This is a genomic window from Pseudomonas sp. DW-iso3 (assembly GCF_058725305.1).
On the sequence record NZ_JBZXDZ010000004.1, the window covers coordinates 522,990 to 536,149 of the forward strand.

13 protein-coding genes are annotated in these 13,160 nt (G+C 61.6%); 4 read left to right on the forward strand and 9 right to left on the reverse strand.

From position 1 onward, the window contains the following. The first annotated feature begins 181 nt into the window (after nt 1-181). Nucleotides 182-1,219 carry an Ldh family oxidoreductase gene (locus AC4PS7_RS14450; protein ID WP_492179522.1) on the forward strand — a complete coding sequence of 346 codons (1,038 nt, stop codon included), beginning with the start codon at nt 182-184 and terminating at the stop codon, nt 1,217-1,219. 33 nt (nt 1,220-1,252) lie between these two features. On the opposite strand, the gene AC4PS7_RS14455 is transcribed toward AC4PS7_RS14450, so the two are convergent. Continuing rightward, complete coding sequence (locus AC4PS7_RS14455; RefSeq protein WP_003217958.1) at nt 1,253-1,573, reverse strand: ElaB/YgaM/YqjD family protein; 321 nt, start codon at nt 1,571-1,573, stop codon at nt 1,253-1,255. Nucleotides 1,574-1,736: 163 nt separating this feature from the next. Here AC4PS7_RS14455 and AC4PS7_RS14460 point away from each other — a divergent pair, with 163 nt between their 5' ends. Beyond that, nucleotides 1,737-1,991 carry a hypothetical protein gene (locus AC4PS7_RS14460; protein ID WP_003190904.1) on the forward strand — a complete coding sequence of 85 codons (255 nt, stop codon included), beginning with the start codon at nt 1,737-1,739 and terminating at the stop codon, nt 1,989-1,991. Here AC4PS7_RS14460 and AC4PS7_RS14465 read toward each other — a convergent pair. Further along, entirely contained in the window at nt 1,984-2,877 is an 894-nt protein-coding gene (locus AC4PS7_RS14465; RefSeq protein WP_021491789.1) for a LysR family transcriptional regulator, read from the reverse strand. The genes AC4PS7_RS14460 and AC4PS7_RS14465 overlap by 8 nt on opposite strands. 81 nt (nt 2,878-2,958) lie before the next feature. Here AC4PS7_RS14465 and AC4PS7_RS14470 point away from each other — a divergent pair, with 81 nt between their 5' ends. Next, nucleotides 2,959-3,885, forward strand: coding sequence for a carbon-nitrogen hydrolase family protein (locus AC4PS7_RS14470; protein ID WP_045792229.1), 927 nt, complete (start codon nt 2,959-2,961; stop codon nt 3,883-3,885). A 39-nt stretch (nt 3,886-3,924) separates the two neighbouring features. On the opposite strand, the gene AC4PS7_RS14475 is transcribed toward AC4PS7_RS14470, so the two are convergent. After that, nucleotides 3,925-4,386 carry an LEA/WHy family protein gene (locus AC4PS7_RS14475; RefSeq protein ID WP_010210817.1) on the reverse strand — a complete coding sequence of 154 codons (462 nt, stop codon included), beginning with the start codon at nt 4,384-4,386 and terminating at the stop codon, nt 3,925-3,927. A gap of 12 nt (nt 4,387-4,398) precedes the next feature. Next, nucleotides 4,399-5,826, reverse strand: a complete 1,428-nt coding sequence (locus tag AC4PS7_RS14480) for a nucleobase:cation symporter-2 family protein (protein ID WP_010210816.1) — start codon at nt 5,824-5,826, stop codon at nt 4,399-4,401. Between the two features lie 235 nt (nt 5,827-6,061). On the opposite strand from AC4PS7_RS14480, the gene AC4PS7_RS14485 reads away from it, so the two are divergent. Continuing rightward, a complete protein-coding gene (locus AC4PS7_RS14485) occupies nt 6,062-7,687 on the forward strand; it encodes a methyl-accepting chemotaxis protein (protein ID WP_010210815.1) in 1,626 nt (541 codons plus the stop codon). A 131-nt stretch (nt 7,688-7,818) separates the two neighbouring features. Here the strand turns inward: AC4PS7_RS14485 and AC4PS7_RS14490 are convergent, their stop codons facing one another. The 5 genes from AC4PS7_RS14490 to AC4PS7_RS14510 form a co-directional block, all read right to left on the reverse strand. Next, on the reverse strand, nt 7,819-8,796 hold the full coding sequence (locus tag AC4PS7_RS14490) for a 2-hydroxyacid dehydrogenase (protein WP_021491786.1): 978 nt from the start codon (nt 8,794-8,796) through the stop codon (nt 7,819-7,821). Beyond that, complete coding sequence (locus tag AC4PS7_RS14495; RefSeq protein ID WP_010210812.1) at nt 8,793-10,085, reverse strand: MFS transporter; 1,293 nt, start codon at nt 10,083-10,085, stop codon at nt 8,793-8,795. The genes AC4PS7_RS14490 and AC4PS7_RS14495 overlap by 4 nt, the downstream gene beginning before the upstream one ends. Before the next feature lie 45 nt (nt 10,086-10,130). Next, entirely contained in the window at nt 10,131-11,072 is a 942-nt protein-coding gene (locus AC4PS7_RS14500; protein ID WP_042571573.1) for a sugar kinase, read from the reverse strand. Continuing rightward, the gene (locus tag AC4PS7_RS14505) at nt 11,065-11,847 is read right to left on the reverse strand and encodes a sugar phosphate isomerase/epimerase family protein (protein WP_042571572.1); all 783 of its coding nucleotides are present in this window, start codon (nt 11,845-11,847) and stop codon (nt 11,065-11,067) included. The genes AC4PS7_RS14500 and AC4PS7_RS14505 overlap by 8 nt, the downstream gene beginning before the upstream one ends. Nucleotides 11,848-11,973: 126 nt before the next feature. After that, nucleotides 11,974-13,005, reverse strand: coding sequence for a LacI family DNA-binding transcriptional regulator (locus tag AC4PS7_RS14510; RefSeq protein WP_085989256.1), 1,032 nt, complete (start codon nt 13,003-13,005; stop codon nt 11,974-11,976). Between the last annotated feature and the right edge of the window lie 155 nt (nt 13,006-13,160).

Here is a 13,160-nt window from a genome sequence, read left to right on the forward strand (position 1 = left end):
TGCGAATAGCCCGTCCGGGACGTCGTGAGCCTAGAGTCGTGGTACGCGGGTTCGGCAGTAGATATGTCTGATGCGCCGGGCTGCTTGTCGTGGTCGACAGTCACGCGCGAAACACTGTTTAATCGTGACTGCCGATTGTTCGTACGCACTGCCCCTTCCAATAATTAAACGGGAGCTACCGATGTCTGCATCGCCTTTGGATCACGCCCCTTCAACCACGCACCTGAGCTATGAGGCCTTGACGCTGCTGTTGCAGCGCATCTTTATCCGGCAGGGCACGTCTGAATCGGTGGCTCAGGTACTGGCCGAAAACTGCGCCAGTGCCGAACGCGACGGGGCCCATAGCCACGGGGTGTTTCGCGTGCCCGGCTACGTCTCGACGTTGAACAGCGGCTGGGTCGACGGCAAGGCAGTGCCCATCGTTGAAGACGTTGCCAGCGGCTTTGTGCGGGTGGATGCGGTGAATGGTTTTGCCCAGCCGGCGCTGGCAGCTGCCCGCTCACTGTTGGTGGACAAGGCCCGCAGTGCCGGCATTGCGCTGCTGGCCATTCACAATTCCCATCACTTTGCGGCGTTGTGGCCCGACGTCGAACCCTTTGCCGAAGAAGGCCTGGTGGCGCTGAGTGTGGTCAACAGCATGACCTGTGTGGTGCCCCATGGCGCCGACCGGCCGTTGTTCGGCACCAACCCGATTGCGTTCGCTGCACCACGGGCGGACGGCCCTCCCATTGTGTTTGACCTGGCCACCAGCGCCATCGCCCACGGCGACGTGCAAATTGCCGCGCGCAAAGGTGAGCGCCTGCCGCCGGGCATGGGCTTCGACAGCCTGGGTCAGCCGACCCAGGACCCCAAGGCCATTCTTGAAGGCGGTGCGCTGTTGCCGTTTGGCGGGCACAAGGGCTCGGCGCTGTCGATGATGGTCGAGTTGCTGGCCGCCGCGTTGACGGGCGGTAACTTCTCGTTCGAGTTCAATTGGTCGGATCATCCAGGTGCGCGCACGCCATGGACGGGCCAGCTGGTGATTTTGATCGACCCGAGTAAAACCACCGGGCAAAACTTTGCCGAGCGCAGCCAGGAGCTGGTGCGGCAGATGCATGCGGCGGGGTTGCGGCGCTTGCCGGGGGACCGGCGTCATCGCTCGCGGGCGAAGTCGCAGGAAATCGGTATAGAGATTAACGCGCAGGATTTAAAGCAGTTGCAGGAATTGGCCGAAGATTGACGGGGGCTGCGCCAGCAGCGCAGCCCCCGTTGCTCAGTTACGGCGACCGAGCAGCAGGCCCACCACCAGGCCGAAACCGGCGCTGATCGCCACGGTCTGCCACGGGTGGCCACCGATGTAGGTCTCGGTGGCATCGACCACCGGCTTGCTGCGCTCGCGCACATTGGACACCGAGTCCAGGGCTTGTTTGAGCTTGATGGCGACCTGCTCACGCAGGGTTTCACCTTCTTCGCCTACCAGGGAGGCGCTGCTTTTGAGCAGTTTGTCCGATTCTTCGATCAACGCGGTCAGTTCGCTGAAGGCTTGATCCTTGATTTGGTCTTCGACAGCTTGGGCAGCGGATTTGCGGGCCATTGTGTGACTCCTTGCGGGTGAATGGGACAGTGATCAATGGAGTGCCGGGCGATGGCAAAAGTTGCAGTTTTTTTGCTTAGGCCCGGCCTTGAGCAAAATCCGAATCTGGAATATTCGACCTACAGTGTAAGATGTCGCCTATTTGTGCAGCAGGTAATTCAACATGAGCTTCAATCTCGCCAACAAGACCCTCGCCGAACGCGCCGAGCTGGAAGATGAAAAGTCGCGTCTCTACGACCTGTGGCAAACCAATCTGGGCAAGGCCAAGGGCGAGGCCGCGCGTTTGTTCGGCGAGCGCGCCAAGCGTAAGGGCAAGTGGGCCGAGTGGGTGCGCGCCGAACTCGACGGCATGTCGCCTCCGGAGTTTTCGAACATGGTGCGCAGCGAAGTCAACAAGCTGATGGCCGCGGCTAAGTAAAACTCGCCACAATCGCTTCACGCACTTTCAGCAACAGCGGATCAAGCTGCGCCTGGGTACGCCAGCCCAGTTCCACCGGGTAGCGCGGCAAGGCCAGCGGGCAGGGCAGCACGCGCAGGCCGGTCATCTGCGCGATGGCCTGTGCCGCATGCCCAGGAATGGTCGCCACCGCCTGACTGCCCTTGAGCAGAAAGGGCAGCGCGGCGAAGTGGCTGGTGGACGCACATACCTGGCGGCTCAGCCCCAGCGCCGCCAAGCCCTCGTCAGTAATCCCGATAAACCCGCCGGATGACACCAGCACATGCTCGCGTGTGACGAATTCCTCCAGGCTGATGCTGGCTTGGTCCGAATCCACCAGACAGCGGTAATCGCCTTCTCCCAGTACTTGGCGACTCAGCCGGCCCTGAGCAAAGCCACCGGCTGTGATAGCAAGATCCAGGGTGCGGTCGAGGAGGGCGCCCGCGACGATCTGGCTATGGGTCTGACGGAAAATCACCCGCAGCCTGGGCGCCCGTTGTGCGATGGCCTCGATCAGCCGGCGGCCGTACGCAATTTCGAAATCATCGGATAAACCCAACACCACTGACCGACCCTGATAGTGCTGATTGTCCGGATCAACCATGGCCAGGCTCTGCCGGCAGCGTTCCAGTGCTTCACTGATTACCGGTTTCAGTTGATTGGCCCGCAAGGTCGGCGCCAGGCCACGCCCGGTGCGCACGAACAATTGATCACCATACACCTCGCGCAAGCGCCGCAAGCCTGCGCTGACGGCCGATTGCGTCACACCCAGGCGCAAGGCGGCGCGGCTGGCGCTGGACTCGTCATGCAGGGCTTCGAAGGTTTTCAGCAGGTTCAGATCGACCTGGGCAATATTGATTTGGCTCATATCATTCAGCACTGAAGTGGGCTTTATTCATGATCGAGGCTGACGGGAGAATGGGCAACCCCTTTATCTGGAGTGAATGCGATGCCTGTTTCTACTGTGGCGGCCCTGCAAATCGGATCCCTGCCTGGCGGCAAGGGCGAAACCCTGGCGCAGATCCTCAGTTATGAGGACGAGATCCTGCGCAGCGGTGCGCAATTAGTGGTAATGCCCGAGGCGCTGCTGGGTGGCTATCCCAAAGGTGAGGCATTCGGCACGCAGCTGGGTTATCGGCTGCCGGAAGGTCGCGAAGCCTTCGCGCGTTATTTTGATAATGCGATCGATGTGCCAGGCCCTGAAACGCAGGCGCTGGCAGGCCTGTCGGCGCGCACTGGCGCCAGCCTCGTTCTCGGTGTGATCGAGCGCAGCGGTAGCACGCTGTATTGCACGGTGCTGTATTTCGAACCGGCGGGCGGTCTGGTGGCCAAGCACCGCAAGTTGATGCCTACCGGCACCGAGCGGCTTATCTGGGGCAAGGGCGATGGCTCGACCCTGCCGGTGATCGATACGGCAGTGGGACGTGTCGGCGGCGCGGTGTGCTGGGAAAACATGATGCCGCTGCTGCGTACGGCGATGTACGCCAAGGGTGTGGAGGTCTGGTGCGCGCCGACGGTGGACGAGCGCGAGATGTGGCAGGTGAGCATGCGCCATGTGGCCCATGAGGGACGTTGCTTTGTGGTGAGCGCGTGCCAGGTGCAGGCGTCGCCCGAGGCGCTGGGGATTCAGGTGGCGAACTGGCCGCCCGAGCGTGCGTTGATTGCAGGTGGCAGTGTGATTGTCGGGCCCATGGGTGACATTCTGGCAGGGCCGTTGCTTGGAGAAGCCGGGCTGCTGACGGCGCAAATCAACACGGATGATTTGGTGCGTGCGCGGTATGACTATGACGTGGTGGGGCACTACGCCCGGCCGGATGTTTTCGAACTTGTGGTGGATGAGCGCGCCAAGCCAGGCGTGCGCTACATCACCGACTAAAACGCAATCGTTCGGTGTGCAGCGTCGGTTGCATGGCGGTCACCAGGTGGCCGTGTTGGGCATGTCCAACGTACCACGGTCGACAAAGCGCATCGTGCCGAACAGTCCACCCGCCAGTTTGCCGCGCAACACGTAGGGCAGGTTGTTCAAACTCTGGGTCTGGCTCAGGCCCAGGGTCTGGCGCAAGACAGAAAACGCCGAAACACTGACCGGCACCGTCAGAACCGTCTCGGAAAAGCGTGGGATGGATCCGCTTTGATCACTCACCCCTGACGCCAGCGGCCGGCCATTGACCTCCAGGTCCAGGGCCACGCCGTTGTAGTCGATCGCCGTATCATTAGGGTTCTGCACCCGCAGTTTCACGGCGAATCGCACTTCCAGGTCCTGGCTTTGCAGGGGCTCGATACCCACCACGTTGATGTTCACCGGGTCGCGGTTGGGGAACAGCGCGCAGGCGCTCAGGGTCAGTAGCAACAGCGATAGAACCATGAGCTTGCGCATTGATAAGTGCTCCTATTTCGTGACGTCCGGGTCCTGCATCACTTTAAGGGTCGAAGACTCCGGATCAAATTCATCTTCTTCCAGCTCTATGAACTCTTCCGGCAGGAAAATGTTCAGCAGGATTGCACAGAAAGCCCCCACGGTGATCGGCGATTCGAAGATGTTGTGCAGCGCCTTGGGCAGGTCACGCAACACTTCCGGCACGGCGGCCACGCCCAGGCCCATGCCCAGGGAAATCGCCACGATCAGCACATTGCGGCGGTGCAGCCCGGCTTCGGCGAGGATCTTGATGCCGGCCACGGCCACGGTGCCGAACATGATCAGCGTGGCGCCGCCCAACACCGGCTTGGGCATCAATTGCAGCACCGCGCCGATCATCGGGAACAGCCCCAGCAGCACCAGCAGCCCGGCGATGAAGTACGCCACGTAGCGGCTGGCCACGCCGGTCAACTGAATCACCCCGTTGTTCTGGGCGAAGGTCACCATCGGCAGGCTGTTGAAGGTGGCCGCCATCGCCGAGTTGAGGCCGTCGGCCAGCAGGCCGGACTTGATGCGCTTGATATACAGCGGGCCCTTGACCGGCTGCTGGGAAATCATCGAATTGGCGGTCAGGTCACCGGCCGCTTCCAAGGGCGATATCAGGAAGATCACCGCCACCGGGATAAACGCCACCCAGTCGAACGAGAAACCGTATTTGAACGGCACCGGCACACTGATCAACGGCACCTGGGGCAGTGCCGCCATGTCCACACGCCCCATCAGCCAGGCCACGACAAAGCCCAGGGTCAGGCCGATCACGATGGAGCCCAGGCGCAGGAACGGGTTGTTGAAACGGTTGAGCACCACGATAGTCAGCAGTACCAGCGCAGCCAGGCCCATATTACTGGCCGCGCCGAGGTCGCTGGCGCCGAAACCGCCAGCCATGTCAGTGACTGCGACTTTGATCAGCGACAAGCCCATCAAGGTAATGATGGTGCCGGTGACCACCGGGGTGATCAGCTTGCGCAGCTTGCCGATGAACTGGCTCAGCACCACCTCGATAAACGCGGCGAAGAAGCAGATGCCAAAGATCGTCGAGAGGATCTCATCGGTGCCGCCGCCCCGGGCCTTGACCATGAAGCCCGCGCTGAGAATTACGCTGATGAAGGAAAAACTGGTGCCCTGCAGGCACAACAGCCCCGAGCCGATCGGGCCGAACGTGCGCGCCTGCACAAAGGTGCCGAGCCCCGACACAAACAGCGCCATGCTCACCAGGTACGGCACTTCGCTTTCCAGGCCCAGCACGCCACCGACGATCAGCGTGGGGGTGATGATTCCGACGAAACTCGCCAGCACGTGCTGCAACGCGGCAAAAATCGCCGCGGTGAAGTGCGGGCGGTCTTCCAGGCCGTAGATCAGGTCGGATTTATAGCGCGGGCGGGGGGCTTGAGCGTCAGACAAAATACGGGCTCGGGTCAGAAAATGGAGGCGCAGGATGCCAGAAAGCGCCGGTCGTCAGAAGTGTAAAAAAATATTTATGAATGACCTGCGGGAAACCCCAGGCCCTGCCGATATCGAGGATAGGCCCACATACCAACGACAACAGTGGTGACCACAGGTCGGAACGGCGCGTTGACGCCGACTGATCGTTTCGCAGCAGGGACGCTCGCAAACACTACTTCTGAGAGCCCCCCCTATGTCCCTTCGCCAATTGAACATTGCCCCTCGAGCGTTTCTCGGTTTCGCCTTCATTGCGTTGTTAGTGATTTTACTGGGGGTGTTTGCGGTCAACCGCATGGCACAGATTCGGCAATCCTCAGTGGAAATGACCGCGACCCAACTGCCCAGCGTGACGTCGCTGGGGGTGATCACGGAAAACGTGCTGCGCCTGCGCATCCTGTCGTTCCGCGTGCTGGTCAACCGCGAGCCTGCCAGCCTGCAAGAGGCCGAAACGCGCATAGGTGTGCTCGTTGACAAGGTCAAGACCGCCCAGGCCAGTTACGCTGCGCTGCCCGCCGGCCCGGAAGAAGCCGCGCTGTACAAAACGTTTATGGTCACGCTGGACAACTACCTCAAGGCCCAGGCCGACATGCTCGCGTTGTCCAAGCAGGGCAAAGTGGATGAAATGCGTGCGCTGATCAACAGCCGCATCAAGGACGGCACCGACCAGATGGGCGAGCAATTGAATAAGCTCATCGCCATCAACGTGGCCGATGCCAAGACCGCCGACACTGATGCCGGGCAGAGTTACGACGGCGCGATCACCGGCGTGATTGCGGTTTCCGTCGCTGCCGCATTGCTCACCGTGCTGTTGGCCTGGTTGTTGACCCGCAGCATTGTCACGCCACTGCGCAAAGCCGTAGAAGTCGCTGAAACCATCGCAGGCGGCAACCTGAGCAAAGCGATCGAAGACGACGGCAAGGACGAACCGGCGCGCTTGCTCGGCGCCCTGGCCACCATGCAGGCCAACCTGCGCCAGACCATCCAGCACATCGCCGGCTCGGCCACCCAGCTTGCCTCGGCAGCGGAAGAGTTGAGCGCAGTCACCGAAGAAGCCTCCAAAGGTTTGCAGCAACAGAACAACGAAATCGACCAGGCCGCCACGGCAGTCAACGAGATGACGGCGGCGGTAGAAGAAGTGGCGCGCAATGCGGTGTCCACCTCCGAGGCGTCCAGCCAGTCCAACCAGGCCGCCCGTGAAGGCCGCGACCGTGTGGTGGAAACCGTCGGCGCCATCCAAACCATGACCCAGGACGTACAAAACACTGCGGCGATGATTGAAGGCCTGGCCACCCAGGGCCGCGACATCGGTAAGGTACTGGACGTGATCCGTGCGATTGCTGAGCAGACCAACCTGCTGGCGCTCAACGCCGCCATTGAAGCGGCTCGCGCCGGTGAGGCCGGGCGTGGCTTTGCGGTGGTGGCCGACGAAGTGCGAGCGTTGGCCCATCGCACCGCGCAGTCGACCCAGGAAATCGAGAAAATGGTCGCCGGCATCCAGAACGGCACCGGTGAGGCCGTGCAATCGATGCAGCAGAGCAACCAGCGCACCCAGACCACCCTGGAAATGGCCCGCGCCGCCGGCGTGGCCCTGGAGCAGATCACCCAATCCATCAGCCTGATCAACGAACGCAACCTGGTGATCGCCAGCGCCTCGGAAGAACAGGCCCAGGTCTCCCGCGAAGTGGACCGCAACCTGGTGAACATCCGTGACCTGGCGACCCAGTCGGCGGCCGGTGCCAATCAGACCAGCGCAGCCAGCCACGAACTGTCGCGCCTGGCGGTGGATTTGAATGGAATGGTGGCGCGTTTCGTTATCTGACCTGAAATGCGCTCAAAATGGGGGAGCGGGGGCGTGCTCGCGAATGCAGTGGATCAGTCAAGACGTCTCTCGACTGACACACCGCATTCGCGAGCAAGCCCGCTCCCACATGGGGTTTGTGGTGTCAGAAATCAGCGGTTCCAGGCGTTGGCGTTGACCAGGTTCTTCGGCTTCTCACCGGCCAACGCCTGCAGCAAATTATCCACCGCACATTTGGCCATGGCCTCCCGCGTCTCATGGGTGGCCGAGCCGATATGCGGCGTGGCCACCACGTTGTTCAAGCGCAACAACGGCGAGCTGTGATCCAGCGGTTCCTTCTCAAACACATCCAGCCCCGCTGCCCGAATGGTGCGCTGTTGCAACGCCTCCACCAGCGCGGCCTCGTCGACCACCTTGCCCCGCGAAATATTGATGAAGATCGTCTCCGGGCCCATCCGCGCAAACTGTTCTGCGCCTATCAATTTCTCGGTTTCGGCGGTGAGCGGCAACGTCAGGCAGACAAAGTCGGCCTGTTGCAGCAAGTCGTTCAAGCTGCGGTACTGCGCACCAAAACGCGCCTCCACCGCCGGCTTGGGCGAATGGCTGTGGTAGATCACCGGCATGCCAAAACCAAAATGCCCACGCTGGGCCAGCGCTTCGCCGATGCGGCCCATGCCGATGATGCCCAGGGTCTTGCCATGCACATCGCTGCCGAAATGCGCTGGGCCGATGTTTTTGTTCCATTGGCCGGCGCGGACCATGTCGGCCAGTTCGACCACGCGCCGGGCGGTGGCCAGGATCAATGCAAAACCGGTGTCGGCGGTGGTTTCGGTGAGCACGTCGGGTGTGTTGCTGAGCAAGATGCCGCGCGCGGTGAGGTAGTCGATATCGTAGTTGTCGACGCCGACCGATACGCTGGCCACGGCCTCCAGCTGTGGCGCCAGGTCGAGCAACTTGGCATCCAGCCGTAGGCTGGCACCTAGCAGACCGTGGGCGCCGGGCAGGGCATCGCGCAATTTGGCCAGGCCGGTGTCGTCCAGTGCTTCGATCAGCGTGACATCGGTCTGCTCATGCAGGCGGGCCATCAGTGGCGCAGAGAGTTTCTTGTACAACACGACAGACTTTTTCATGCGGTCTTTACCTTTAATTCCAGGTTGGGCGCCGGCGTGCGATCACTGGCGCCGGGCTTGAGAAAAATCGTCAGTACCACCGACAGCAGCAAGGCGCCGCTCATCAGCAGGTACGAAGTACCGGGCGAACCGGTGCTGCTATTGAGGTAGCCCACCAAGTACGAGCCGCCAAAGGAGCCCAGGGCGCCCATGCTGTTGATCAGCGCCATGGCGCCCCCGGCGACGTTGGCCGGCAGGATTTCCGGGACAATCGCAAAAAAAGGACCGTAGGGCGCGTACATGCAGGCGCCGGCAATCACCAGCAAGGTGTAGGACCACCAGAAGTGTTCGGCACCGAGCACGTAGGACGCGTAGAAAGCAATGGAGGCAATCAGCAACGGTGGCCATACGAAACGCTTGCGCTTTTGCAGCTTGTCCGAGCCCCACGACACCGCCAGCATGCCAATCACAGCCGCCAGGTAGGGCAGCGCCGACAGCCAGCCGGCCTCGACCATGTCCATCTGCAAGCCTTGCTTGAGGATCGACGGCAGCCACAACACGAAGCCGTACACACCAATGCTCCAGCAGAAGAATTGCAGGGCCAGGATGATCACCTTGGGCGAGCGGAAGGCTTCGGCGTAGTTCTTCACCGCCTTGATCCCGACTTGCTCGGCGGCCAGCGCGGTTTCCAGGTCCTGTTTCTCAGAGTCGCTCAGCCACTTGGCATCCTTTGGACGCTCATCGGCCAGCTTCCACCAGATAAACGCCCACAGCACGGCCGGCAGGCCTTCGATGATAAACATCCAGCGCCAGCTGAAATGCTGCACCAGGTAGCCTGATACCACCGACATCCACAGCATGGTCACCGGGTTGCCGAGGATCAGGAACGTGTTGGCGCGTGAGCGTTCTGCCCGGGTGAACCAATGGCACAGGTACACCAGCATCGCCGGCATCACCGCGGCTTCGACCACGCCGAGCATGAAGCGGATCACGATCAGCATGTAGGCGTTGGACACCACGCCGGTCAGGGTGGCGAGGCCGCCCCACAGGATCAGGCTGACGAAGATCAGCTTCTTGACGCTGCGCTTCTGCGCGTAGATCGCTCCTGGCACCTGGAAGAAAAAGTAGCCGAGGAAAAACAGCGCGCCCAGCAGTGACGACATGCCGGGGGTGATCATCAGGTCTTCGGCCATGCCGGAGGCGGCGGCGAAGCCGTAGTTGGCGCGGTCCAGGTACGCCAGGCTGTAGGTGATAAAAACGATGGGCATGATGTACCACCAGCGGCGGGTGGCGAGTTTCACGGTTTCCATGGGGTTGCTCCTGAGCTTGTTGTAGTTGTGGCAACAGGTAGTGGGTTAGGCAACGGATCGAATCGGTAACTCTGAACGGGCGGGCAGGCCTTCCATATCGCCACGGCTTTGCACGGCGCGGCTGCCGATCCAGTTGCCGCGCTGTACCGCCTCGGGGAAGCTGAGGTTTTCCAGCAGGGCGCTGATCATGCCCACGGCAAAACCGTCGCCGGCGCCGACCGTGTCCACGACCTTGTCCACGCGCACGGCGGCGACAAAGCCCTGGTCCAAATGAGTGCGGTAGTAGGCACCGTCCGGGCCAAGCTTGATGGCCACGGCTTCGGCGCCTTGGTCGAGGTAGAACGCGGCGATGTCGGCCGGGTCATCGAAACCGGTGAGCAGGCGGCCTTCGCCCAGGCCCGGCAAGACCCAATCGGCCAGGCCGGCGAGGGCGTTGATTTCACGGATCATCGTCTGTTGGTTGGCCCACAAGGACGGGCGCAGGTTGGGGTCGAACGACACGCTGCGTCCGGCTTTGCGCATCTGCGTCATCAGCTCCACGGACAACTCACGTGTCGCCTCAGACAGTGCGGGCGGAATGCCGGTGGCATGCAGATGGCGGGCTTGCAGCAAGGCAGGACTGATGGCTGCGATCGACAAATGGCTGGCCGCCGAGCCCTTGCGGAAGTACTCCACCTGAGGATCATCGCCGGTTTCTTCACGGGATTTGAGTTGAAAACCGGTGGGGTGTGCCGGATCGACCGCCACGTGGCGGCAATCCAGGCCTTCCTGGGTCAAGGTGTCGACCACAAAGCGCCCGAGCGAATCGTTACCGACCCGGCTCAGCCAGGCCACCTTGAAACCCAGGCGTGACAGGCCGATGGCGACGTTGCTGTCGGCACCCGCGATCCGTTTATGAAATTGAGCCACGTGGGCCAGATCGCCGGTTTGCTCGGCGACAAACATCGCCATGGTTTCACCAAACGACAGGATATCGATCTCAGACATAAGCACGCTCCGCACGAGGTTGGCCCAGCAGGGTGAGGGTGGCGACCTGCCGCGCGGTGACCGCGACCAGGTCATCGCCTTGCAGCGGGAATTCCACGGCCCGGCTAATACCTGGAGTCATGTGCTTGAGCAGTTGTTCCCACAGATGCAGGTCGGTGGCGCCAGGCGGCATGGCCACCAGCTTGCCGTCGGCGCGGCGGGCCACGGCCTTGCAGTGCAGGTAATCCACATGCCGGCCCAGCAGGCGTGCAGCGGTGAGGGCGGATTGGTCTTGCCACTGCCAGTTGCCGATATCGAAGGTCATCTTCACCGGCAGGCCCAGGCGTTCCACCTCGGTGAAAAAGCGCTGCATGGGTTCGATGCGGCCGCCGTGCAAGGTCTGGTCGTTCTCTACCAGCAGTTGAACCGGGTGGCGGTTGAGCAGGGCGTGCAGGCTTTCCAGGTCGTTGGTGTCGGTGAAGTAGCCAAGGGAGACTTTCAGCCAGCGTGAGCCGAACGCCTGCGCTCGATCGAGGGTGGCCGCGAGTTCTGCATTCGGTTGGGCGCGGCCGGCGACCCACAGTTCCAGCGGCGATGAAAACACCGATTCCAGGCCATGCTCGGCAGTGGCCTGGGCCAAGGCTTTGGGTTGCTCGACGGTCAGCAATTCTTCACGCCATTCGATACGTTGGGCGCCGGCGGCCCTCAGCAGCTCGACAAAACTCAACTGGCCCTGCTGGCGGACGAGGTCGGCGCCGTAGCTGGAGAGGCTGATTGAAACGGGGTATTTATGCATTGTTGGTTACCTCTGAAACCGGTTTCATTTTTTCTGAAAAAAATACTTTCCGTAGGCGCGAGCTTGCTCGCGAAAAACCTGAGAGCGCCGCGTTAAACCAGGATCGCTGCGCTATCGTTGGTGTTTTTAGCGAGCAAGCTCGCTCCTGCAAGGGGTTGTGGAGCCTCGGATGATCAGTTGGGGCATGAAGTCCAGGGTGCGGGTCGGCGTTGTGTCACCGCGCAGACGTTTGAGCAAACAGTCGAAGGCGCTGGCACCAATCGCTTCGGTCGGCTGGGCGAGGGCGGTAATACCCGTGCCTACCAGCGGATACCAGTCGAGGTCATCCAGGGCGATCAGGCCGATGTCGTCGAACAGGTTGCAACCCAGGTTCTTCAGGGCGCGGGTGCAGGCCAGTGCTGCGACGCCGTTGGCACAGAACAGCGCCTTGGGGCCAGGTTTTGCGAGAAAGGTCTGCAGGTGTTGTTGCAGCGCGTCATCCAGTTCTAGCACGGCGCCGGTCAATGCCGGGCGGCTGGCAATCTCAGCCTTGAAACTCTCCAGGCGTTCCAAGCGTGAACTGGTGCCATCGGTGGGTTCGCTCACCATCAGCACATCGCGATAACCCTGCTGCTCCAGGTGTTCTACCGCCATACGCACTGCCGCCGGGTTGTCCAGACCAACCAGGTCGCTGTGCAGCGGCTCGACCTTACGGTCCACCAGCACCAGGGGCATTTCCCGTTGCAGTTCCAGCAACTGGTCGAGGTGATGGCCGAGGGTGTTCACGATCAGCCCTTCGATGTTGTAAGAACGCAGGGCCGCCAGGTGCTGGCGCTCTTGTGCGTCATCGCGGTCGGTGTTGCACACCACCAGGCTATAACCGTGCTGGCGGCAAGCGGTTTCGACACCGTGCATCACGGCAATGGAATAGGGGTTGCGGATATCGGCCACCAGCATGCCGATCAGGCGGGTGCGGCCACGTTTGAGACCACGGGCCATCTGGTTGGGGCGGTAGCCGAGGTGTTCGATGGCTTGCTCGATGCGCAGTGCAATGGCATCGGAGAGCAGGGCGCGGTCGTCGCCGATAAAGCGTGACACGCTGGCCTTGGACACACCGGCGCGCTCGGCCACATCAAGCATGGTCACACGGCTGCGCTGGGCGGCAGAGAAATTGTTCACGGTCATCGACCTTCTGTTTTTATTGGAATGACTGAAACCGGTTTCAGGAAACCATCAAATGAGGAAAGTCGTCAAGCTGTTGTAGGACAAAGTCAGATGACCGGTGCGTCAAACTGCCACATGCAGCCAGGTCGCTATCAGCAGCAACAGGGCCG

Excerpts from the sequence above, each read along its gene's own strand:
- AC4PS7_RS14450 (WP_492179522.1), top strand. The coding sequence starts at position 182 with ATGTCTGCATCGCCTTTGGATCACGCCCCTTCAACCACGCACCTGAGC.
- AC4PS7_RS14455 (WP_003217958.1), bottom strand. The coding sequence starts at position 1,573 with ATGGCCCGCAAATCCGCTGCCCAAGCTGTCGAAGACCAAATCAAGGAT.
- AC4PS7_RS14460 (WP_003190904.1), top strand. The coding sequence starts at position 1,737 with ATGAGCTTCAATCTCGCCAACAAGACCCTCGCCGAACGCGCCGAGCTG.
- AC4PS7_RS14465 (WP_021491789.1), bottom strand. The coding sequence starts at position 2,877 with ATGAGCCAAATCAATATTGCCCAGGTCGATCTGAACCTGCTGAAAACC.
- AC4PS7_RS14470 (WP_045792229.1), top strand. The coding sequence starts at position 2,959 with ATGCCTGTTTCTACTGTGGCGGCCCTGCAAATCGGATCCCTGCCTGGC.
- AC4PS7_RS14475 (WP_010210817.1), bottom strand. The coding sequence starts at position 4,386 with ATGCGCAAGCTCATGGTTCTATCGCTGTTGCTACTGACCCTGAGCGCC.
- AC4PS7_RS14485 (WP_010210815.1), top strand. The coding sequence starts at position 6,062 with ATGTCCCTTCGCCAATTGAACATTGCCCCTCGAGCGTTTCTCGGTTTC.
- AC4PS7_RS14490 (WP_021491786.1), bottom strand. The coding sequence starts at position 8,796 with ATGAAAAAGTCTGTCGTGTTGTACAAGAAACTCTCTGCGCCACTGATG.
- AC4PS7_RS14495 (WP_010210812.1), bottom strand. The coding sequence starts at position 10,085 with ATGGAAACCGTGAAACTCGCCACCCGCCGCTGGTGGTACATCATGCCC.
- AC4PS7_RS14500 (WP_042571573.1), bottom strand. The coding sequence starts at position 11,072 with ATGTCTGAGATCGATATCCTGTCGTTTGGTGAAACCATGGCGATGTTT.
- AC4PS7_RS14505 (WP_042571572.1), bottom strand. The coding sequence starts at position 11,847 with ATGCATAAATACCCCGTTTCAATCAGCCTCTCCAGCTACGGCGCCGAC.